This window comes from Salifodinibacter halophilus, assembly GCA_012999515.1.
Classification (GTDB): domain Bacteria; phylum Pseudomonadota; class Gammaproteobacteria; order Nevskiales; family Salinisphaeraceae; genus Salifodinibacter; species Salifodinibacter halophilus.
Map to the genome: position 1 here is coordinate 954934 of JABEEB010000001.1, position 23439 is coordinate 978372.

Below are 23439 nucleotides of genomic sequence, written 5' to 3' on the forward strand. Positions count from 1 at the left end.
GCGCCGACGCGTCGATTACGCTCAGCCGCGGGTCGCACGATCCGTAACTGCATCGCCACACACTGCGATCGAAACATAAAACTACACATGTAATGTGATGGTAACTGATGATATGACTGATGCGACAAACGCTAAATACCGCATCCAACCCAGCAACGCCTGGCTCCATCAGTGACATGGCCTTATGCGCTAGACGGTGGCCGGCGGCCACCTGCAGCATGATGGAGTCGACTGGCGCGCTCCGATAGCACACTATGGCCATGGCGTACCGCACGCAACCGCCACCATGAGCGGCCTTCCGCCCTTGGGCTCGGCATTCGAACACGCGTCACCGCCTCGCTGTCGATAGTGTAAAAAGCCCCTCGTTACCGGCATGGGCGTATCGGAGCTAGATAGACACCGAATCGCTTTGCCGTGTTCCGATCATAGGCGTATACTATTCGATTACCTCAGTGCTGCGTTTTATACGCTGCGCCCAACGAATTCAAGCCAACGGGATACTGAATGCCGAGCGTACGAGTCAAGGATAACGAACCCTTCGAAGTCGCACTGCGACGTTTCAAGCGCAGTTGTGAAAAAGCTGGCGTGGTCACGGAAGTCCGGCGCCGCGAGTACTACGAAAAGCCCTGCGATATCCGCAAGCGTAAACACGCGGCGGCGGTCAAGCGCCACGCCAAGAAGGTGCAGCGCGAAAATCAACGCTTCAGTCGCCCCTACTGACTCGAACTCGGCTAAACACAACTCGGCGTCACAATCCGCATGTCGATCCAGGACCAACTCGCCACCGATTTAAAAGAAGCCATGCGCGCCCGCGATAAGGCGCGGATGGGCGTGATTCGCATGGCGCAGTCGGAGCTTAAACAGCGCGAGATCGACGAAGGTGCACTCGACGACACGGCCACGGTCGGTGCGATCGAAAAGATGGTCAAAAAGCGTCGCGACGCTGAGGCCCAGTACCGCGATGCGGATCGCCAGGATCTGGCCGACGCCGAAGCCGCCGAGGCCGAGGTTTTGCAGGGCTATCTGCCCTCGCAACTCGGCGAAGCCGAAATCGACGCCGAAATTGAGCGCGTCATTAACGAAACCGGTGCCGAGTCGATGCGCGACATGGGCTCGGTCATGGCGGTGCTAAAACCCAGCCTGCAAGGGCGTGCCGATCTCGGCGAGGTCAGCACACGCGTTAAGGCGCGCCTCGCTGGCTGACCATTCGCGGCCCGACCACGCGTTCGCAGCGCCGCATAATAACCGGGTGATCCCGTGGCGCGCATTCCGCAAACGTTTATTGACAACCTGCTCGAACGCGCCGACATCACCGATATCGTCGGCAGGCGACTCGATCTAAAGCGGGCCGGCAACGAATTTACCGCGCGCTGCCCGTTCCATGACGAAAAAACGCCGTCTTTCACGGTTGTGCCCAGCAAGCAGTTCTATCATTGTTTTGGCTGTGGCGCCCACGGCACCGCTATCGGCTTCGTCATGGAATACGAGCGGCTCGAATTTCCCGACGCGATCGAGGTGCTGGCCGCTGAACACGGCATGGAGGTCCCACGCGACGGCGACGCTAGCGCCGACACCGGAGCCTCACGTCAGCCACTGTACGACACATTGGCCGATGCCGATCGCTACTACCAGCACTGCCTACGGCAGCACACACCCGCCATTGACTATTTAAAACAGCGCGGCATCAGTGGCGCGACTGCTAAACGATTCGGTCTTGGCTACGCCCCCGGTAGTGGTCAGCCGCTCGGCGAGCGGCTACACGACACAACAACGGCTCTGGAAGCCGGATTGGTTATTGAACGTGACCACGGCCGCGGCGTATTCGACCGGTTTCGCAACCGGCTCATGTTCCCGATTCGGGACCGGCGTGGGCGCGTAGTCGCCTTTGGCGGCCGCACACTCGGCGAAGACCGCGCCAAATATCTAAACTCGCCGGAAACACCGGTTTTTCACAAATCGGACCAACTCTACGGCTTATTCGAGGCGCGCCAAGCGAACCGTACGCTCGATCAGGTGCTGGTCGTCGAAGGCTATATGGATGTGGTCGCCCTAGCCGAACACGGTTTCGACAACGCCGTGGCCACCTTGGGCACAGCCACGACCGAATCCCACATTCGCCAGTTGTTCCACTACACCGAAGAAGTAGTGTTCTGTTTCGATGGTGACACTGCCGGCCAGCGTGCCGCGGACAAGGCGCTAACATGCTGTTTGCCCGCCCTGCGCGGCACACGGCGCGCGCGGTTTTTGTTCGTGCCGGCGGGTGAAGACCCGGCCTCGTTAGTGACAAGCGACGGCGGCTCGGCAGCGTTTCAACGCCAGATCGAGTCAGCCGAGAGCGCATCGAGCTTGCTTCTAGCGCGCTTGACCGCAAATGTCGATCTGGACTCGATCGAAGGCCGCACACAGTTACTCGAACATGCGCGTGCACCGATCAACGCGCTGCCCAACGATACATTCCGGGACGAATTACTGCGGGAAATCGCACGGCTATCGGGCCACAGCGACGAGGCATTACGCGAGCGCTATACAACCGAGCCACGCTCCAATGCCAAAACGAACAGTGACGCCGACCGCCGATCCAATGCGGCAACATCCGACGCACAGCGCGGCGCGATCGAGAAAACAACAGTCACGCGCGCATTGACGCGACTGCTTGCAGATCCGGAGCTGGCAACAAGCATCGCCGAACCCGCTGCACTGCGCGAAACCGAAACGCCCGGGGTGTCTGTGCTGGCCGATGCGGTTGAATTTTTTGCCGCTAACCCTACTATTTCCTTAGCGGCTTGGATCGAGCGCCACCGCGACCAGCGCTATTTTGATCGCTTGCAACAACTTGCGGCGGATACGCCCCCCGGGGATCGCAGCGCCCGGGCCCAGGAGTTCGCCGAAGCCGTCCGCCGGTTGATGCCGCAATCCGGGAACGAGCATGCACTGCGAACACGCTATCGGGAGCTACTCGCCCAACAGGCCGAGCAGTCGCTTGACAATGAGGCAGCTACCGAACTTGTTGAAATTAGCCGCAAACTGGCCGAGCAATAGGCTATTTTTGATGTATCGACTCATACGATCTATAGCGTATAGCCCGGCAGCAATGGCCATCGATTCGCCGCACACAGCACGTACAAACGCATATTTTGCTAGTATGGCGGGTTAATCTGCCCAGTTTCAATGGACAGCGCCCCCGCCGCATCCGCCGACGTCCCGAGGTTTTATGAGTAAGGATAAAAAGTCACAGCTTCGTCTACTCATTGCCCACGGCAAGCAGAAAGGTTTTCTGACCTACGCCGAGGTCAACGACACTCTGCCCGACGATATCGTCGATCCCGAGCAAATCGAAGATATCGTCAACATGATCAGTGACATGGGCATCACGGTGTACGAGCAGGCACCGGATGATGACAACTTGTTCATGTCGGGCAGCGCAGTCAGCGAAGACGACGACGCTGCCGAAGAAGCCGCGGCCACGCTGGCCGCGCTCGACCCGCAGCACGGTCGAACCACCGACCCGGTGCGCATGTACATGCGCGAAATGGGATCGGTGGAACTCCTCGACCGCGATGGTGAAATCCGCATCGCCAAGCGCATCGAGGAAGGCATCAACGACATGATGTTCTCGTTGGCCTACTTTCCAGCCACCGCTGGACGACTCATCGAGTTATGGGATCAAGTCCAGGCCGGTGACAAGCGCATCAGCGACATTTTGGTCGGCTTCGTCGACCCGGAAACCGGCGATCCGGTGGATGACGGCAAGGACGAAAGCGAGGAAAACGACGAAACTGACAGCGAATCGAGCAGCGGCGGCCCGGATTCCGAAGAAATCTCCGCCCAGTTCGAAGCGCTTCGTGGCTTCTACCAACAGGCTATGGACTACCTCCAGCGCAAAGGCCGCGAGGATCCACAGACTGAAACCGCGCTCTATCGGCTGGCTTACCACTTCACACGCTTCAAGCTGGTACCGAAAACCGCCGACGACATCACGCTGCAATTGCGCACCGTGATGCTCGATATCCGCGCCGATGAACGCGGGATGCTCAAAGCTTGTGTGACGGATTCAGGCATGCCACGCAAGGAATTCGTGCGCCAACTGCCGGATAACCTGACGAAAAGCGAGTGGCTGGACAAACTGATCCGCGCCAAACGTAACTATTCCGCTCGGATCGGAGCGCGACGCGAAGAACTCGATGCGATTCAGGCCGACGCACGCCGCATCGAAGCCGAGAACGGGCTGTATATCAGCGACATCAAGGAAATCAACCGCCAGATGTCGATCGGCGAAGCCAAAGCACGCCGCGCCAAAAAGGAAATGGTTGAGGCCAACCTGCGACTGGTGATCTCGATCGCCAAGAAATACACCAACCGCGGGCTGCAATTCCTCGACCTCATCCAGGAAGGCAACATCGGCCTGATGAAGGCCGTGGACAAGTTCGAATATCGGCGTGGCTATAAGTTCTCGACTTATGCTACATGGTGGATACGCCAAGCGATCACCCGCTCGATCGCCGACCAGGCGCGCACCATTCGCATCCCGGTTCACATGATCGAGACCATCAACAAACTGAACCGGATCTCGCGCCAGATGCTTCAGGAAATGGGCCGCGAGCCGCAGCCCGAAGAACTCGCCGAGCGCATGGAGATGCCCGAAGACAAGGTGCGGAAAGTCCTGAAGATCGCCAAGGAACCGATCTCCATGGAGACACCGATTGGCGACGACGAGGATTCGTATCTCGGTGACTTCATCGAAGACGCCAACGCGGTCGCACCCGATGACTCGGCCTCCGGTGAGTCGCTCAAGGAAGCCACCCACAACACGCTGGGTAGCCTGACACCGCGCGAAGCCAAAGTGCTCCGATTGCGCTTCGGCATCGATATGAACACGGATCACACGCTCGAGGAAGTCGGGCGACAGTTTGACGTGACCCGTGAGCGTATTCGTCAGATCGAAGCCAAGGCGCTGCGGAAACTGCGTCATCCGTCGCGTGCGACGTTCCTGAAAAGCTTTCTCGAAGAGTAATATCACTCCGTGCCGTCGGCCGCTTTTAGCGGCCGACGCGGCAGGACAACTGCAGGGCCTCTAGCTCAACCGGTCAGAGCACCAGACTCATAATCTGTAGGTTCGGGGTTCAAGTCCCCGGGGGCCCACCAATAAAATCAAGGCATTGCCTGACCGCTTGCAAGGCGATTGGCCAAACGCAGCCCAGTGTACACATTGGTTGCGGCAACACCCACTGTGTGGCGCCCTATCCAAGACAGGATCGCTGCGCCATGCTGTCACCAACGGCCACGTGCCGCCGCACTGACTCCTTAAAGCTATCGCGAACATAATTGTTGCTCCGCGCGTAGCAACTCGGCTAACCACTCGTCTGAACCGGGCATCCATAGCGGCATAACTGCTTGAAATCACGCCCCTGGGCTGCCCCCTCCCCACCAATCCCCGACGATGATCAACACGCCGCACACCGGAATGTCGGGCAAGCAAACGGCCCACTTCTTAGACAATGCCAGCTCACCGCTCGACCTATGGCCCGAGCAGCCTTATTCTATGAGCATCTTCAAAGATGAACCGGCTATGGCGACAGATACCCGAACAACCGAACGATTTTGCGCCTTGCGAAACCAGATGGCGACAATCGAGGTCGATCTTTTGGTACTCGGCCCTGGCTCACACATGCGCTGGCTTCTCGATTTCGCGCCACACGCGGACGAACGGCCATGCCTGCTTTTCATCAGCCGCAAGTCCGAGGCGTTTCTCATGCCGGCACTGAACGCCGAGGATGTGGCGGCACAGACCGATATCACGCTGTACCGATGGCATGACGGCGACGGCCCGTCCAAAGCTCTCACCCATGTTTTGGCCGATGTCGATGCGGCTTCGGCCAAAACGGTTGCCATTGACGAAACCCTTCGTGCGGATCACGCCCTACTCGCTCTGGATGCATTGCCCGGCGTTCAGCGCCGCTTCGCCCACGCAGCGCTCGGCCCCCTGCGCATCACCAAAGATGCCGAGGAGCACAGCGGCCTGATGGCCAGTGCCCGTATTAACGACACGGCCATGCAGACCGCCTTCGACCTCGTCCAGCCGGGCACCACCGAGCGCCAGATCGCAGCCGCAGTCCATCGCCTTTACCTGGATCACGGCGCCACCCCTGCTTTCGACATTATCGGCAGCGGCGCCAACGGCTCCTATCCGCATCACGAAACCAGTAACCGAGCATTGGCGGCCGGCGACCCGGTCGTAATCGACATCGGCGGTATCTACAACGGCTATCCGAGCGACATGACGCGTATGGCTGTTGCCGGCGAACCATCAACCGAGTATTTGAAGCTCCACCAGATTGTCGAGAATGCGGTGACAGCCGCCCTGGCCGCCGCCCGCCCTGGTGTCGAAGCCCGGGTGGTCGATACCGCGGCTCGCGACGTGATCGAAGAAGCCGGCTACGGCCAATACTTCACGACACGCACAGGCCATGGCCTGGGATTGGACCTGCACGAAATGCCCTATCTGAGCACAACCGCCGAAACGATTCTGACCCCCGGTATGGTGTTTTCCATTGAGCCAGGCATATACATCCCGGGTCAGATGGGTATACGTTTAGAAGAGGTCGTTTATCTCGGCGACAACAGGCCCGAGATCTTTTCCGCATTGCCGCGCGACGCATATCGCGCCAACACTTAGCTGCAGATCAATCGCCCTCGTTGACCGGCGGCCATTCTCTGGCCAGTGCCGTCCAATCTTGCTCGCCCACATGATCGCCATCATCTAGCGCTCGTACACCATGCAGGTGGCAGGCGACATGACGACCTGACACATCCTGCATGCTTGGTTCCGGCGCGGCACGAAACAAGACGGTCAAGCCATCTTTTTCAGCGCGTATTTCGCTAATCCCAGTGAAAACACGACTGGGTAGTGACGGCCCTATGTCACGCAGCCACTGTTCGAGGCCCTCGGCATCGGGGCAGGCAAAGCGAACGTATTCGCGCTGGACCTGCGCATTGGTCAGACGCCCAAGCAGACGCTGTTCGTCATTTCGCAACTCGGCATCGATATCAGTCCAACGGGCCTCGATGGCTTCGATCAAATCATGGCCTTCCCAGCCACACACTTCGAAAGCACGCGCACAGCGTGGGTGGAAACGACAACCGGCCGGTGGCCGTACGGCATCGGGGATCTCGCCACGCGGCAGTGTTTTCTCGCGACCACGGCGGCCAGCTTCCGGCAGCGGGATCGCATCTAATAGCGCACGTGTATAAGGATGTTTGGGATTGTCGAATAGTTGTTTTGACTCACCCTGCTCGACGGCTTTGCCGAGATACAGGATCCCCATGCGATCGCACATAAAGCGCGCCGTTGCCAGATCATGCGTAATCAGGATGTAAGTAAGGTTGAGCTCGGCCTTTAACTCAAGCATGAGTTCGAGCACACGTGCGCGAACGCTCATATCCAGGGCCGCCACCGGCTCATCAGCAATAACCAAGCGCGGACGTGTAATCAGGGCGCGGGCGATAACCAAGCGCTGTTTCTGACCGCCGGATAGCTCATCCGGATACCGATCAAGAAACGATTCGGGCGGCGATAAGCCAACGCGCTCCAACATGACTGCGACCTCGCGTCGCATCTCGTCGCGCGTTTTGGCAAGACCATGGATACGCAGCGGATGGCCGACGCCATCGGCAATGGTCATCGCGGGATTGAGCGAGGCATTCGGATCCTGAAAAATGACCGACAATTCGCGTCGCAACGGCTGCATCGTCCGCTCCGTTTGCCGGGTCAAATCGATACCTCGATAAACCAGCTCACCGGACGTTGCACCAATCAGATTGACCAAAGTCCGACCCAGGGTGGATTTACCCGAGCCAGACTCACCAACCAGGCCGAACACCTCCCCCGGTGCAACCTCGAAGCTAACACCATCAACGGCTTTCACTGCACTGTCTTGAGACAAAGCGCCGCGCACGGGGAAATGGGTTTTCAGGTTTTTGACAGCCAACAAAGCCTGATTGTCATCGGGCTGTTCTACCTGAGCCGAGGTTTCCATTGGCGCGCTCATACCCCCACCTTCTGTGGTTCGCCGCTTGGCACTGTGATGTTGTCCGGAACCGCTTGCCCAGCGCCCGGATATAAAAAGCATGCAGCTTGCTGGGCGGGGCCAACGTCCGTCAATGCGGGATCCGCATCGTGACAATGAGGCATGACGTAGGGGCAACGCGCAGCGAAACGGCAGCCGCGCGGTGGCTCAAGCAGGTCGGGCGGATAGCCCGGAATGGAGTGGAGCTCGGTCGTCTCCAGCGAGACGGTCGAGGCCAGGAGACCGCGCGTATAGGGGTGTTTGGGATCGGCGAAGATCTGATCGACCGGACCTGTTTCAATGATCCGCCCGGCATACATCACCGCTACCCGATCGCAGGTTTCAGCGATAACCCCCAGGTTATGGCTTATAACCAGCAGACCCGCATGTTGTGTATCGCGTAGTGCACCGAGCGTATCCAAAATTTGTGATTCAACGATGACATCAAGCGACGTTGTCGGCTCATCGGCGACCAAAAGCTTCGGACTCAGCACGATCCCCAGCGCAATCATGACCCGCTGTCGCATGCCGCCGGAAAACTCGTACGGATAATTATCGACACGCGTGGGAGGAACGCCCATCTGCGACAACGCTTCTTGTGCCATTGCTCGCGCTTGCTTTCTGGAAATCCCAGAACGATGGGTACGAATCATCTCCACAAAGTGGTCACCAACGCGCATCAACGGATTAAGCCGGGTCATCGGCTCTTGGAAGATCATGGAGATATCTTCGCCGCGTTGTTGGCGCAATAACCGCTCGCTTTTGCCAATCAGTTCATCACCACCCACACGCACGCTGCCGTAAGCGCCCGCGCCCGGTGGCAATAACTGCATGAGCGCTCGCCCAAGCGTGGATTTACCGCATCCAGATTCACCGACCAAGCCCAGGCTCTCGCCCGGCTGTATCTCGAAAGAGATACCGTCGACCGCCCAGACAGGCCCATCCGGTGTGCGATAGCCGACAGATAAATCCTGTACCGATACGCTCCCCGATTCGCCAGCCTCTTGGCTTGAAGAAGCAGGTTGGCCACCTTGTCGCCGCGAGCGCGTGGGTAGACGTGGCCCTGAAGCTCCACGGGCGCGAAGCAAGGGATTGATGACGTCATTCAAACCTTCACCAATCAGGGTCAAACCAGTGACCAAAATCACAATCGCCAACCCCGGCCAGAATGCAGTCCACCAAATACCGGACGAGACGTCGGTGATGGCATGCGAAATATCGTATCCCCACTCCGGCGTCGGCGGTTGCACGCCGTAACCAAGAAAACCGAGGGCGGCAAGCGTCAGGATCGCATCGGCCGCATTCAGGGTCAGGATCACGGGCACCGTGTGCACGACGTTAAAAAACACATAACGTGACAATATCGTCCGGCTGCGCGCACCCAGAGATCGCGCTGCCTCAACAAACGTTTCCTGTTTGACAGCTAAGGTCTGGTTACGAACGACGCGAAAATACTGCGGGATGTAGACCAAACCAACAGCGGCCGAAGCAGAAAATATGCCTGGCGAAATAAAAGCAGCCAAAAGAAAAGAAATAATGATCGCCAACACCAGTGGCGGGAATGCATATATCGCATCCATCACCGTGACCAGCACGCGATCAATCGGCCCGCCACGGTAGCCACTCGCCAAGCCGACGGTCACGCCAATCACCATGGCAATACTCACCGCCAGTGCCATGACGATCAGCGCCAGCTTGGCGCCGCCGATCACCCGGGCCATCACATCGAAACCATCACGGGTCGTACCCATCGGATGGGTCACCGAGGATGGCGCTAGTTGTTCAATCCCCTGGAACTGCCCCGGCGATGTTTGCACTCGATATTGGGTGGCGCCGAAGTCATATAGCGACGGGCCAACCATGGCCACCAGAATGAAGAAAATCAGTATCGCCAGTCCGGAAAAGACCAATACGCGGGAAGTGCGGCTTGCCTGGCGAAACGGTTTAGCATAATGGCGTAGCCGAGACCGCAGATAACCGTATTCACTTTTTTGGGGGACGTCTTCGGGCAACGTTGGTTCAACCATATGGGTTACGAGTAACGCACGCGCGGGTCGATGAACGCGTTGATGACATCGATCAACAGTGAAACGCCGACAACAATCAGGGCAATGAAAGTCACAATGCCCTGTACAGCCGCGTAATCGCGCGCGCCGATGAAATTAACCATGGCTCGTGCCAACCCCGGCCAGGAAAATATCGTCTCGGTTAAGGTGGCATTGCCGATCATCAGGGCAAACTGTAGCCCCATGATTGTAATGACCGGAATCAAGGCATTCTTGAATGCATGTCGGTAAACAACGTTGCGCTCCGGTATCCCCCGCGCACGTGCCGCTTCAATATAGTCCGAGCGCAGACTCTGCAGCATATTGACGCGCACCAGACGCACGAACACGCCGCCCACCAGCAAACCAAGTGTGATGGCTGGCAATGCCAAATGCGACAAGGTGCTGCTTAGTGCCTGCCAGTTACCGGTGATAAGCGAGTCGATAGTGTAAAAACCAGTTATATGCTCCGGTATATAAAAACCACCAATTCGGCCGCTACTCGGCAACCAATGCAAATTGGCGGAAAAATAAAGCTGAGCTAAAAGTGCCGACCAAAATAAGGGCGTCGCATAGATCAAAATACCGAAAAAGCGACCACCGATATCGAATGCTGTATCACGTAATCGGCCAGCCAAAGCCCCCACGCTAATGCCGACAATGACCGCCACAATCATGGATGCGATCACCAACTCCATGGTTGCCGGTGCAGTGTCGCCCACGATTTGGAGCACGCTGCGCCGATCAGTAACCGCCTGACCAAAATTGCCTTGCAACGCTTGGCCCAAATAGTCCAGATATTGCATGTAAAGGGGCTGATCGAGCCCAAGCGCCTGTTTTCGGGCGGCGATTTCATCGGGCGGCAGACGCGAGCCAACAGTGGCCGTGACCGGGTCCCCCGGCGTTGCATGCAGCAACATAAATACCAACGTCAGCAGGATCAGCACCATCGGGATGCTTAGTAGAAACCGGATGAGCAGATAATGACCGAGCGTGCCACGCCTCATATAACCAGCCTGTTGCTATCAACCTGTTGACGACACATAGATACACATTTTTACAAAGCAGGTATGTATAGGACCGTGGCCATCTCGTAACGCATTCGGTTCAATGTCGTCATGAGATGGCCAACCAGCCCCAAACAGGAGGATCTAACTGCCTTGCTTCGATAACACGGAGTACCGGAAGATCTGAGCCGCCCCCATGGTCTTGTCGACGCCCGAAACATCATCGCGCGCGAAGGCAAACGGCGTAGCAACGTACAACGGCACGATCGGCACGTCCTTTGCTGCAAGCGTTTGAATTTTGCTGAAGGTTTTCATACGCGCATCCGTATTTGGCCCATTTGCTTTTGTCTCAGCATTGAGCAGCTTATCCATACGCTTATTATCGTAGATGCGTAGAAAGCTTTTACTTGAGTGATAAAACGGTGCCAGATAATTATCAGGATCCAGATAATCGGGATACCACCCCATCAAAAAGACTGGATACTGACCACTCGGCCCCGGATAGGCGTTGCTCGTAAACTGCGCCCATTCGGAGGATTTCAACGTCACGTTGAACAAATCCGTTTCTTCGAGAATACGTTTTATCGTTTGGGCGAGTGCCGTCTCGGTCTCACCGTAATGTCCACGTGAATACCACAGTGTCAAATCCACCTTATGATCCAGATAATCCGATGCTTTTTGACCTCTGTAAGTGGTTTTGAATTTCGGTTTATAGGCATTTTTAAATGCCGGCGGGACCATTGAATACGATGGCTTAGCCGCGCCACCAAGAACGCTCTGAATGATCCGACCACGATCCATGGCAGCGGCAATCGCACGACGCACCTTCTTCGATCCCGCCGGTTTCAAATTCGGGTTGAAAACCAGATAACGAATCGCGGCGCCAGCACCTTTGGAAGCCTCTATTTTCGAAGATTTTTTCAGGTTATTTTTCTGTTCGGTCGTAAAATGTCGGAAGGCGACATCAACCTCACCTGATTTAAGGGCAACCAACATCTGCGAGCTTTTGGCGTAAAAGCGCACCAAGACTTTGTCGTTCTTCGGTTTATCGCCCCAGTACCCATCCCAGGTAGAGAGCAACATCGATTGGTTTACTTGAAAATTAGCCACTTTATATGGCCCCGATCCGATTAAGTCCTCTTTAATATATTTATCGTATCGACTGGGCTTGGCATCATTTGGGATCGGCCCATCGGGGGACGGATAAGCATCCGAAGGAACGATGGTCGCTACTGTGTACGCCAGCTTGGAAACAAAGTTAATATTCGACGACTTCAGATGTATAACAACTGTATGGGGATCAGGAGTATCAATTGACTGAATATCGGATAGCAGGAACCCCGCACCCTCGGGATGATTGATCCAAAACGCTCGATTCAAAGAAAATTTGACATCTTTGCTAGTCAGCTTAGAGCCATTTTGAAACTTGACGCCCTTGTGCAGTTTGAAAGTATAGACCTTGCCATCATCGCTGATCTTGGGCATAGACTTGGCCAGCTCCGGAACAAGATTAGTGCCATTGGGCGGATAAGTCACCAAGGTCTGGCCGACATTCCTTAGCACATTGCTACAATAAAAATCATAACAACGGGCCGGATCAACCGTATGGACGGTGTCGGTTGTACCGACAATGATGTTATTAGCCGCAAATGCAGCAGGCGCCGATATCAGCGCACTAAAAGCAAAAACAGCCGCCCACAAGCGCATGAGATGTAAAATTGATTTCATTAGTTTTCCATCCAGACGGTGCTAAATTCTTCCCCTACAGCCAATCAGTATATACAAACACAGTATGAATATTTTATGGATCATACTTTAGTGGGATTAATCAGCTCTGCGAGGTATCGACTTGGGTTTATTCAATTTAAATAATGGAACTAATCGATAAAGAGAGGCCGCTAAGAAAAAAATTCTAGAATTTTAGGCAGGTTAAAATTGGCTTAATAACGAGATTTAAGCTCAAGCCACTGCTATAAAGCGACATCTAGAATGCCGGTTCGTTTACATACGACCTAAATAATTATTAAATATGCGCGATTTTTGAGCGCAGATATCGCCACGGAGAGGTTGGAGCATCGAGGGTCTGCTCGTTAGAGCGCTTTGCGTACCGCCGGCTAAGCGTCACCTATTGCCCATAGCTCGGATTATTTGTCGTTATCGCATGGGCCGAGAGCGATACAGGAAGGCGAGTTAGGTTCCGCATTGTCACAGCAACCAGCTCCTCTACGAGTGCTGTTTAAACGCGCCCCTCCTTTTAATAATGCATTTTTATTGTGACTGAATGCTCATAATTAAGCGCAGCCCTGGCATCGGCAAGACGTTTATGCATCTCAGGTTATGCACCTCAGGGCTTTTTCAGAATATAAATTGAATCTTAAATGCGAAGTTAAAATCGCTAACTCAATCCCAATGTAATATAACTTTTCCAGATTGGCCGGCCATCATCACGTCGAACCCTTCCTGAAAATCCTCGATATCGAAGTGGTGCGTTATGACTGGGCTAACATCCAACCCAGATTGGATGAGACTGGCCATCTTGTACCAGGTCTCGAACATTTCGCGTCCATAGACGCCCTTGATCGTCAATCCTTTGAAGATCACCTTGTTCCAATCCAACGGCATAGATTCCGGCGGAATGCCGAGCATGGCAATTTTTCCGCCCGTGTTGATGGTCTCTAAAGCGCTATCGATCGCAGACTGTGCACCGGACATTTCCAATACCACGTCAAACCCTTCAACCATGCCTAACTCGGCCATCACGTCCTCAAGACACCGCTCTTGGACATTAACGGGATAGGCTGCCCCCATCTGTTGGGCCAAGCTAAGTCGGTAATCATTGATATCGGTGATGATGATATTGCGGGCACCCACATGACGCATAATGGCAGCCGCCATGATGCCAATGGGGCCAGCCCCCGTGATCAACACATCTTCACCAACCGTATCGAATGACAGCGCGGTGTGTACGGCATTGCCCAGCGGATCAAAGATAGCGGCCAGATCACTGGATATTTCATCAGGCAATTTAAAAAGGTTGAAAGCCGGCAGGCATAAATATTCTGCAAAAGCACCCTGGCGATTCACACCCACGCCGCTGGTATTGCGACATAGATGCCGACGGCCGGCCCGGCAGTTACGACAATAACCGCAGGTGATATGCCCTTCGCCGGAGACGCGATCGCCAATTTCAAAGCCACGCACCTCTGATCCCATCGCCACGATTTCACCGGCATATTCATGGCCAGTGACCAACGGCACGGGCACAGTCGAACGAGCCCAATCGTCCCACTGGTAAATATGCAAGTCAGTACCACAAAAAGAGGTACGATGAATCTTAATTAGGACATCGTTGTAGCCAATCTCGGGGATATCGACCTCGGTTTTCCAAATTCCGGGCTTCTCCTCCAGTTTGGCGAGCGCCTTCATCAATTGATCACCTGCAATTCGCGGCCAATGCGTGTAAAAGCCTCAACCGTTCGATCGATCTGCTCAGGTGTGTGCGCGGCGCTAAGCTGGGTACGGATACGGGCCTGCCCCTGGGGCACGACCGGATAAGAAAAACCGATAACGTAAATACCCTCTTTGAGCAATCTGGCGGCAAAATCGCCCGCCAGGCGCGCGTCGCCAAGCATAATTGGAATAATGGGATGTTCGGTGCTGGCTAATTCGAAGCCCGCCCGCTGCATGCGATCGCAAAAATGGCTGACGTTATCCCAGAGTGTGGAGCGCAAGGCTCGCCCATGCATGACCTTATCAAGGGCGACCTGGGTGGCAGCCACGATTGGCGGGGCCAACGAGTTCGAAAATAGATAGGGACGCGAGCGCTGACGTAGCCATGTCACGATTGGCCCACGGGCAGCCACAACACCACCGGAGGCACCACCCAACGCCTTGCCGAAAGTGGTGGTGATGATATCCACACGCTGCATGACGTCTTTGTACTCATGCGTACCGCGCCCGTTTTCCCCCATAAAGCCGGTGGCATGGGAGTCATCGATCATAACCATGGCGTTGTAGCGCTCGGCCAGATCGCATATCCCTGATAAATCAGCGATGACGCCGTCCATAGAGAAAACGCCATCAGTAACAATCAGTTTAAAGCGCACGCCCGCTTCCTCGGCGGCTTTAAGCTGAGTCTCCAAGTCAGCCATATCGTTATTGGCATAGCGATAACGCTGAGCCTTGCATAGACGAATGCCATCGATAATGGAAGCATGATTCAACGCATCCGAAATCACGGCATCTTCCTTACCTAAAAGCGCCTCAAATAAGCCGCCATTGGCGTCGAAACAGGATGAGTAAAGTATCGCTTCATCCATCTGCAGAAAGTCAGCCAAACGCTGTTCCAACTGCCGATGCTCATAATGCGTACCGCAGATGAAACGCACCGAAGCCATGCCCAAACCCTCATTATCGAGGCTCGTCTTGGCGGCCGCGATCAGATCGGCATCGTCGGCGAGCCCCAAATAATTATTGGCACAGAAATTGACAACCTGGTCGTTTTGAACCGTGACCATCGAGCCTTGTGGAGACTGCAGTTCCCGCTCGTGCTTATAAAGCCCGCTGCTCTGTAGCTCCTTGATTTTACTGTCCAAATATTGCTGGAAATCATTCAACATAGGCAGATCTCGAACTATAATCTAAATATGACAGAGCCTAAGCACCCGTAGCCGGACGCTCGCGCATTTGACTGCCATCAGCACCTTCATAGGTCCGCCCCCAGCCCGTCAACGCGGCAAACAGCATAACGAACAGCAAAATCCAGCCATCAAACACGAATGGGAAAACCGACGTGGGAGAAACAATCGGCAACCAGCCATACTGTTCTTGTGCTGTTTGAATAGCGCTCCAGCCGAGCAATACCGGCGCTCCCCAGGGGAAGATATACCCCATCGCAGAGGTAACCGCATCCAGCATATTGGCCAAGCGATAACGATGGAGACGGAATCTGCTGCCAAGATCGCGCACGAACGGCGCCGCCGTTATTTCCGCCGCAGTATTGATGGTGATGGCCGAGTTCAATAGCCCCACGATCGCCCAGTTGGCGACCTCGACTCGGCGCACCGAATTGCCAATCCAATTCATCAAGGTCTTGGTTACATAATTCATTGTGCCGCCAACACGCATTAGATGCGCAGCAGTCACAATCAGCATGATCAGCACGGCCATGTTGATATAACCATCTATACCCTTGGCTAAAGCACCGGTAATGACATCTGGTTCACTGGCGTCGAACGCGAGGATGTCGGTCAATGCACCGGTTCCAATGGATGGAATCAGGATAACGGCAACCAAAATGCCCCAAGTCAACGAGCTAATTAAGTGCTGGCCAGAAAAGGCAAGAGCCAAGACCACCGCAAAAGGAATCAACATACCCAGCCCGGCCGGGTTGGTAGAATTCATAATATCGGCTACAGCTGAAGCGTCAGCACCCTCAACCCCGCTTCCACCGCCAAAAATGGCAAACAAAATAACCGTGGGAATGGCTGCAGCGACCGCATATTTAAGACGGCTACGAACCACCCCCGGCGCATCGGCATTTTGAGTACTTGCCGAGATAATAGTGGTATCCGACACGGGCGCTAGATTATCCCCGAAAATGGCACCGGATAGGATCGCCCCGAATAAGATAACCGGATCGGCATTGAGCATCACACCCGCGGGATACATAAGGGTGCAGAAAGCCACGACCGTACCGTAACCAGTACCCACGGCCGTAGAAAACACAGCAGCTAGCAAAAAAGTCAGGGCCACGAAGACGCCACCCGTAGCACCAGAGACACCCCCTAGCCACACGAGCCCTTCGACTAATCCGCCCACCTGCAGCACCTGTGCGAACACCCCTGCATAGAACCAGGCGATAATGGCCACCACGCCGACTGGCTGGGTCATACCCTCGAACAAGGTTTCTGCGTACTTCTGCCAGGCGCTACGACAGAAAAACAGCCCCAGCGTGATCCCCATCAAAATTCCAATGACGAGACCGAGCTCGGAAGAAAGCTGCAACATGCTGGTGGTGACGGCCCAAATCACGAAGAAGATCAAGGGGATAGCAGCCCCTAAAGGACCTAGACGAAAATCTAAGCTTTTTTCACTCGCTTCCGCATCATTCATAATGGATTTACCGAGAAATGGTTGGATTTCCTACTACTACCGGGCTGCCGCCGTTATATGGATGCAGCCGGTTTTCTGCCACGAGGATTGGCCTTAGGCGGGCTCTGCAGGAGCCTCGTCAATAAGTCGTTTAAGCCAAGGCACTAAGCATGAAAGGATAACCGCAGCGATTAGCGCCGCAATACCCAGCTTCATAAATAACTCTGTATACAACGGCAATGACTTAACCGGATCGGTAACCCCCTCGGGCACTGAGGCGATACCAGCTATGGCGCCGCCAATATATTGGGCAACGGCAGTACCGAGAAAGTAAGCCCCCATCATGAAACCGCGCAGTCGCTTAGGCACAAGGCGCGCAATCATGGCCAAACCCAGACCGCTAATTATCAACTCAGCAAAAGATTGCAGACCATACCCGGCAACCATCCACCAGGCTGAAACCGTACCGTTGACGGCAGTCAATCCACTTACCGCAAAGACGAAGAAGGCTGCGCTAGAAAGGAAAAGACCAAAAGCATATTTGGTCGCGATATTAAAATCGCCTTTTCTATTTCCCATGCGGTTATAAAACCATGCCAGTAATGGGCTCAAAATAACGATCCATATCGAATTCATATCTTGAAATTGCGCCGGTAATATATGCACGCCCAGCAGCTGATGCGCTACATTTTGTTTCGCAAACAATGTCAGGGAAGTAGTCATCTGCTGGTAATAAACAAAAAACACTATTACGACTGTTATTAACACCAAACACGCCGCAAGATGATTGCGCTCTTCTGGAAACTTGAACATCAAGAATGCAAAAACGCCAAGAGCGACCAAACCAAACATTGTCATAATAGATTCAGCAATAATTTGATGCTGAATTATTAATGACAGCAGGTATGCCATAACACATGTACCGGCAATAACATTGAAAAGTCTTTTATAATTTAGTTTTTCAAAATCCGGAGCAGACCCATAAGGCTGAAGATGCTTACGCATAAAAGCGTAGTTAATCAACCCCAACGCGAGCCCCAAAGCACTTATACCAAAAGCAAGATGCCAACTATAAAAATGGGCAACGATAGGCGTTATAAAAATGGAGATCATCGACCCTATATTGATCGACATATAGTATGCCGTGAAAGCCGAATCAAGATTTGCCGTATCGTCCTCGTATAGACGTGACAGAAGATTATTAGGATTAACTTTAAAAAGACCGTTACCGATAGCGATAACGCCCATTGAAATGAAAAAAGTCTCCTTCGATGGGATAGCCAATAATAAATAGCCGCCCATCAATACGATCGCGCCAAACGTCATCGTTCGGCGAGCGCCTAAATACTTATCGCCGATATAGCCACCAATTGTCGGCATGGCATAAATCATAGCGACGAATGCGCCCCAGATAAGTACTGCACGCTTATCGGAAAAATCACGCTGGGTGGTCATGAAAAGAACCATCAGAGCACCCATGCCGTAATAACCAAAACGCTCCCACATTTCTATCAAAAACAGAGCAGCAAAAGCTTTGCTCTTCTGCACATTAGATTGCTCGGCTACACCGGGGCGCATTCAATTACCTCAAATCAACTAAAAAACAATCAATAATTATATCGCGCAAAGAGATAGGTTCTATTATGAGCTGATGACTCACCATCGACATTTCTCGAGTTTCCTCGGAAAGATTGCTCGACGGAGAAAATCAAATCATGGTCAAAGAGAAGCCAAGCTGCGCCAACAAGACGATCAACATTACGCGCTTCAGAATCACGGTCTTCCAGACGATTTAAACCGCCATAGACCTGAACATCGCCGGGGATCTCATTATATTTAATATTATACATTGCGATAATTTCATATCCGCGTGCTTCATCAACCCAGCCTTTACTATCATACCCTGCAAATTCCCCTTTTCTAACGAGATTATTATACTGGCCAGCGGTCGCGCCAAAATACCAATTTCCAGGACTCCACTGGAGCCCAAGCAACCCTGCGTCAATGTCATTGTGGTACGAAGACCCACCTTTAGAACGCTTAATATCGCTATGTGAATAAACACCGGCAAATGTCAAATCATCGCTAGCATGCCATTGAATGGCTGTTTGTATGGTGCTATCTCTCTTAGCCCCATTCAACGGCTCTTGGTCGGCCTCGTTAAACTGAACATCATCATCAGTTTGATACATTAAGCCAAACGACCAATCACCAATCCGATTTCGATAGGAGAGTGAACGACTCGGACGCCCCATACCTTCGAAACTGGTATCGCCAGTACCGTTAAAGCTGCCTTGAGCCGCAACGCCCGTAGCCCAGTAATAGTCAGTAAAAATCCCGGCCATTTCGTAGAAAATAGAGTACTGCTTGCCGAGTGTGAGAGTGCCATAACGAGGATTTGTTAAAGCAACATATTCTTGACGCCTATAATGATGATCCTGCCCATCTTTAAAAAGCGGATCGAACCCCCAAGAGCTCATCGCTATCGCAGTCCAGCCATCGAATAAATTATGCTCCCAGCCTAAACGGATGCGACTACCGGCGTTATGAAACGAACGATCATCATGGTCCGTTCCATTGCCCAAAACGCTATAGCCACTAAGACGACCATTGAGAATTACCCTATTCTCGGGGGACCCATATAGCGTTACAGCACTTGCGACCTGCGCCACAAATAAAAGCAGAAGAAAAAAAAGCGTTTTTCTCATTTCGATAACCCCGTTTTTATTTAGAAAAATTAATTAAGTTAGAGCCTACCTAGACCCTTTAGAATTCATGTTTTTAATTTCTTCTTGCCTTGCTTCAGTAAACCCACCCGGGCCGTAAATTGGCGATGTTTTCTCACCCATTTCTAAATACCTAGGCGGCTTAACTGGCTCAGATAACGCCGAACTGGCACTCGTACACCCTACGATCATACCGCCAATTCCCAAAAACAATAAATTAACAAATATCTTTTTGCTTTTACTGCTTTTCAAAATATGAATACAATTAATACTCATCAAACACCCCGCTTATTACAAAATAAAAATATCGATTATTAAATGGCCACCACTGGATTCATTTCCTGGGCTCTGCGCACCTAAATATAAATATTAATGTATATAGATACAGATTTGATACTGAACATCAAATTTACGTTCCATAGGAACACCCAAGAATAAAATCATTATTGAATTACTAATTATATTAATAACCATCCTCGAATTTCCTAAAAAACTAAATCCTATTAAAAGCCAATATGAACATCATATTTGAATACAAATAACCGATTTACCAAGTCAGACGTTACCAACTTATAGCTAATATGTATATTCAATTTTAATAAGACATTAGTCGAAACCCTTAAGAAGGCAGGTCACGATAGCTGCTTAGATTGCACCGTCCTATAAGACCAACAGCATGAATCACTTGCTAATCAGTCAGATATCCGGCTAAGGATTCAGAATCTCCCCATGAGAGAATATGAGCAACATGACTCTGGCGCGCACAGAAGTTATATTATTTAAACAACTGTTATAATCGAGCCTCCCCAATGGTTCTATGAGCCTTTAGCCAGGCAGGTCTCATACCAAGTGCTGGGCGCCGTGGCAGCATCTTATGCCTGATGGGAAATAATTAAGAGATCCAGGCTTTTTGTAACTCGAGTCGGCCACAACTACTAAACAGCATTAAATGCAGCGACGAGGCAGTTTGATCCGACTATATGACCGAATCAGTCAAAGGCTGCATTAACCAGATCCACAAGCCTTTTAGGCTTTTCTGAACCTGGCCCTCTTATCACGCGAGCATCGACAGATGCTGAAAACACGCGCAATACAGCAGCTAGGAATGCGTAGTTTTACGTTGCAATTTCTCATACAAGCATACCGAGCGCCCGTTCAGGCGAGATTAACCGGTAAGGCTCAACCGGACCGGTACTGCTTACTAGTGCACGTCCTTGCCGGCCTCGTTCGGCTAACACGCATCGCTTCTCACTACCTGAGCGGATGCATCAAGCACATTGCCGACATAGTTCTGTGGTTTGGTTACCAGTAATCCATACATTGGGATCAATAACCCGACCACTAGCTGAATAGATCAGCACTCTGGCTACATGGATATTGCCACGCGTGACACGATCAATATCCAGTGTTTTATAAGCCATATCCGGAAATAAAAGTTGCGTCACACGGCGATCGTTTATCGCCTGCATGATGGCAGTCGTATTGTTTGGGACAACGACTTCTTTTTGCCCCGGAAAAATATCGAGTATCGCGTCGTTACCAAACCGCCTGCCCACATGGAACAGATAGTAATCAGGGTAGACAAACAAATCCGGTGACTGCGCACGCTGATATTCGTAAAAGGTGGGACCGCCGCTAGAATCAAGAGGCCGCCCCACCCCACCACACGCTTCATGGATCACGACGCCGAGGCGCTCGGCCTGATTGCCCCCGGGCAGAACACCGCAAAAATCTGTGGGCTCGCCGTCGACTACTGAAGTTGAACGACTGGGGGCGAAACGTTGTCGTTGTATGCCGTGGTTGGCACGGAGCTGCAAGGCCTGCCGTGCCGAATACGGCAACTCACAGCCTATCGTATCGGTACCAACCGGGGAGGCTTCTGACGCCCCCGGATGACCAGGCCCCAGTAATCAAACCGGCTGCGCTGACACACGCGATGAATTAGCGAAGCACACTCACTCGAGATATTTACGGTCGATTTTTCGCATATCAGCACATGAATGCCGCATTTATTCTATTCCCCTACGATGACGACAGGACAAACTCGTCAGTTAATATACCGGCCAATGCTTGGCCGCCCGAATCGACGGAGTTGTCTCGTGGCAATCAGCATTTTCGAATTATTCAAGATCGGCATCGGGCCCTCCAGTTCGCATACGGTCGGGCCGATGCGAGCGGCGCGCTATTTCGCGGAAGGGCTCGTGACAGCCGGCGTTGTCGCCGAAACTGCCAGCGTACACGTTGAACTCTATGGCTCTCTGGCCGCCACCGGGCGTGGGCATGGCACCGACCGCGCCGTGATGCTGGGGCTGGAAGGCGGAGATCCTGAGACCATCGATGTTGAATCGATCGACGAGCGGATCAGCTCAATTACCGAGCACGCCACGCTGCAGCTAGCCGGGCAACACGCCGTGTCGTTCCAGCACCGCCGGCAGCTGATCATGAACAAAGAACAGAGCCTGCCGGCGCATCCCAACGGCATGACATTCACTGCCTACACTGTTGACGGTAGCGAACTGGCCAGCCGGACATTTTTTTCGGTCGGTGGTGGATTTGTCGCCACGCCCGACGCCAACGGCGACATCACCATCACGGAAGATGAGAGCGCTCTGGCCTATCCATTCACGACTGCCGCTGAGCTGCTCGGACACTGTCGCGACCAGGGGCTTCGGATCAGCGATATCGTCCGTGCCAACGAGCAGTCCTGGCGCGATCCCACGACCATCGATGCTGAAATCGACCGGTTGTGGCAAGTGATGGCCGAGTGTATCGACAGTGGCTGCGGACGCAGCGGCGAACTGCCCGGCGGCATGCATGTGCGCCGCCGCGCACGTAAACTCAAACAGGATCTCGAACACGCTGACACTGACGCCAACGACAAACCCACCGACCCCATGGATTGGGTGACACTATATGCACTGGCGGTCAATGAGGAAAACGCTTCCGGCGCACGGGTGGTCACCGCGCCCACCAATGGCGCAGCCGGCATCATCCCGGCAGTACTCAATTACTACGTGGTTTTCAATCAATCGAATACCGATGGCATCCGCCGTTTTCTACTGACTGCGGCTGCAATCGGCATGTTGTACAAGGAAAATGCGTCGATTTCCGGTGCCGAAGTCGGCTGTCAAGGCGAAGTTGGGGTGGCCTGCTCGATGGCTGCCGGCGCCCTGACCGAAGTAGCCGGCGGCACGCCGGCGCAGGTTGAAAACGCGGCCGAAATCGGCATGGAACACAATCTGGGGCTGACCTGCGACCCGATCGGCGGTCTTGTTCAGATTCCATGTATCGAGCGCAATGCCATGGGCTCGGTCAAGGCCATTCACGCGGCGCGCATGGCGCTGCGCGGCGACGGCGATCATTTCGTGTCACTGGATAAAGTCATCCGCACCATGCAACGCACCGGTGACGACATGAAGACCAAATACAAAGAAACCTCACGCGGCGGTCTAGCGGTCAACGTTATCGAATGCTAAGGAATCCCCGTATGCGAATATCGTCGACC

At 53.5% G+C, this 23439-nt stretch carries 17 protein-coding genes and 1 tRNA gene; 7 read left to right on the forward strand and 11 right to left on the reverse strand.

Annotated elements, in window-relative coordinates; all coding sequences use genetic code 11:
• Positions 1-504 precede the first annotated feature (504 nt).
• From rpsU to HKX41_04350, 6 genes are all read left to right on the forward strand, one after another.
• On the forward strand, positions 505-720 hold the full coding sequence (gene rpsU, locus HKX41_04325) for a 30S ribosomal protein S21 (protein ID NNC23380.1): 216 nt from the start codon (positions 505-507) through the stop codon (positions 718-720).
• A 39-nt stretch (positions 721-759) separates the two neighbouring features.
• Positions 760-1203 carry a GatB/YqeY domain-containing protein gene (locus HKX41_04330; GenBank protein NNC23381.1) on the forward strand — a complete coding sequence of 148 codons (444 nt, stop codon included), beginning with the start codon at positions 760-762 and terminating at the stop codon, positions 1201-1203.
• A 54-nt stretch (positions 1204-1257) separates the two neighbouring features.
• Positions 1258-3039 (forward strand): DNA primase, encoded by a 1782-nt coding sequence (locus HKX41_04335; GenBank protein ID NNC23382.1) that lies wholly within the window; start codon positions 1258-1260, stop codon positions 3037-3039.
• Between the two features lie 172 nt (positions 3040-3211).
• Complete coding sequence (gene rpoD, locus HKX41_04340) at positions 3212-5011, forward strand: RNA polymerase sigma factor RpoD (protein NNC23383.1); 1800 nt, start codon at positions 3212-3214, stop codon at positions 5009-5011.
• 54 nt (positions 5012-5065) lie between these two features.
• A tRNA-Ile gene (locus HKX41_04345) sits at positions 5066-5142 on the forward strand.
• 424 nt (positions 5143-5566) lie between these two features.
• Complete coding sequence (locus HKX41_04350) at positions 5567-6673, forward strand: M24 family metallopeptidase (GenBank protein ID NNC23384.1); 1107 nt, start codon at positions 5567-5569, stop codon at positions 6671-6673.
• Positions 6674-6680: 7 nt separating this feature from the next.
• Here HKX41_04350 and HKX41_04355 read toward each other — a convergent pair whose 3' ends face one another.
• From HKX41_04355 to HKX41_04405, 11 genes are all read right to left on the reverse strand, one after another.
• Complete coding sequence (locus HKX41_04355) at positions 6681-8033, reverse strand: ABC transporter ATP-binding protein (protein ID NNC23385.1); 1353 nt, start codon at positions 8031-8033, stop codon at positions 6681-6683.
• A gap of 8 nt (positions 8034-8041) precedes the next feature.
• Entirely contained in the window at positions 8042-10090 is a 2049-nt protein-coding gene (locus HKX41_04360) for a dipeptide/oligopeptide/nickel ABC transporter permease/ATP-binding protein (GenBank protein ID NNC23386.1), read from the reverse strand.
• 5 nt (positions 10091-10095) lie between these two features.
• Positions 10096-11115, reverse strand: a complete 1020-nt coding sequence (locus HKX41_04365) for an ABC transporter permease (GenBank protein ID NNC23387.1) — start codon at positions 11113-11115, stop codon at positions 10096-10098.
• A gap of 144 nt (positions 11116-11259) precedes the next feature.
• Positions 11260-12843, reverse strand: coding sequence for a hypothetical protein (locus HKX41_04370; GenBank protein NNC23388.1), 1584 nt, complete (start codon positions 12841-12843; stop codon positions 11260-11262).
• 672 nt (positions 12844-13515) lie between these two features.
• Positions 13516-14541, reverse strand: a complete 1026-nt coding sequence (tdh, locus tag HKX41_04375) for an L-threonine 3-dehydrogenase (protein NNC23389.1) — start codon at positions 14539-14541, stop codon at positions 13516-13518.
• Positions 14541-15734 (reverse strand): glycine C-acetyltransferase, encoded by a 1194-nt coding sequence (locus HKX41_04380; protein NNC23390.1) that lies wholly within the window; start codon positions 15732-15734, stop codon positions 14541-14543. Before HKX41_04380 ends, tdh begins: the two co-directional genes overlap by 1 nt.
• Positions 15735-15771: 37 nt before the next feature.
• Positions 15772-17229 carry a Na+/H+ antiporter NhaC family protein gene (locus tag HKX41_04385; GenBank protein ID NNC23391.1) on the reverse strand — a complete coding sequence of 486 codons (1458 nt, stop codon included), beginning with the start codon at positions 17227-17229 and terminating at the stop codon, positions 15772-15774.
• A 93-nt stretch (positions 17230-17322) separates the two neighbouring features.
• Complete coding sequence (locus tag HKX41_04390) at positions 17323-18786, reverse strand: MFS transporter (protein NNC23392.1); 1464 nt, start codon at positions 18784-18786, stop codon at positions 17323-17325.
• Positions 18787-18815: 29 nt separating this feature from the next.
• Positions 18816-19916, reverse strand: a complete 1101-nt coding sequence (locus HKX41_04395; GenBank protein ID NNC23393.1) for a porin — start codon at positions 19914-19916, stop codon at positions 18816-18818.
• 45 nt (positions 19917-19961) lie between these two features.
• On the reverse strand, positions 19962-20210 hold the full coding sequence (locus tag HKX41_04400; GenBank protein NNC23394.1) for a hypothetical protein: 249 nt from the start codon (positions 20208-20210) through the stop codon (positions 19962-19964).
• 992 nt (positions 20211-21202) lie between these two features.
• Positions 21203-21751, reverse strand: coding sequence for a hypothetical protein (locus HKX41_04405; GenBank protein NNC23395.1), 549 nt, complete (start codon positions 21749-21751; stop codon positions 21203-21205).
• 282 nt (positions 21752-22033) lie between these two features.
• Between HKX41_04405 and HKX41_04410 the strand changes: the two genes are divergently transcribed.
• Positions 22034-23410, forward strand: coding sequence for an L-serine ammonia-lyase (locus tag HKX41_04410; GenBank protein ID NNC23396.1), 1377 nt, complete (start codon positions 22034-22036; stop codon positions 23408-23410).
• Positions 23411-23439: the final 29 nt, after the last annotated feature.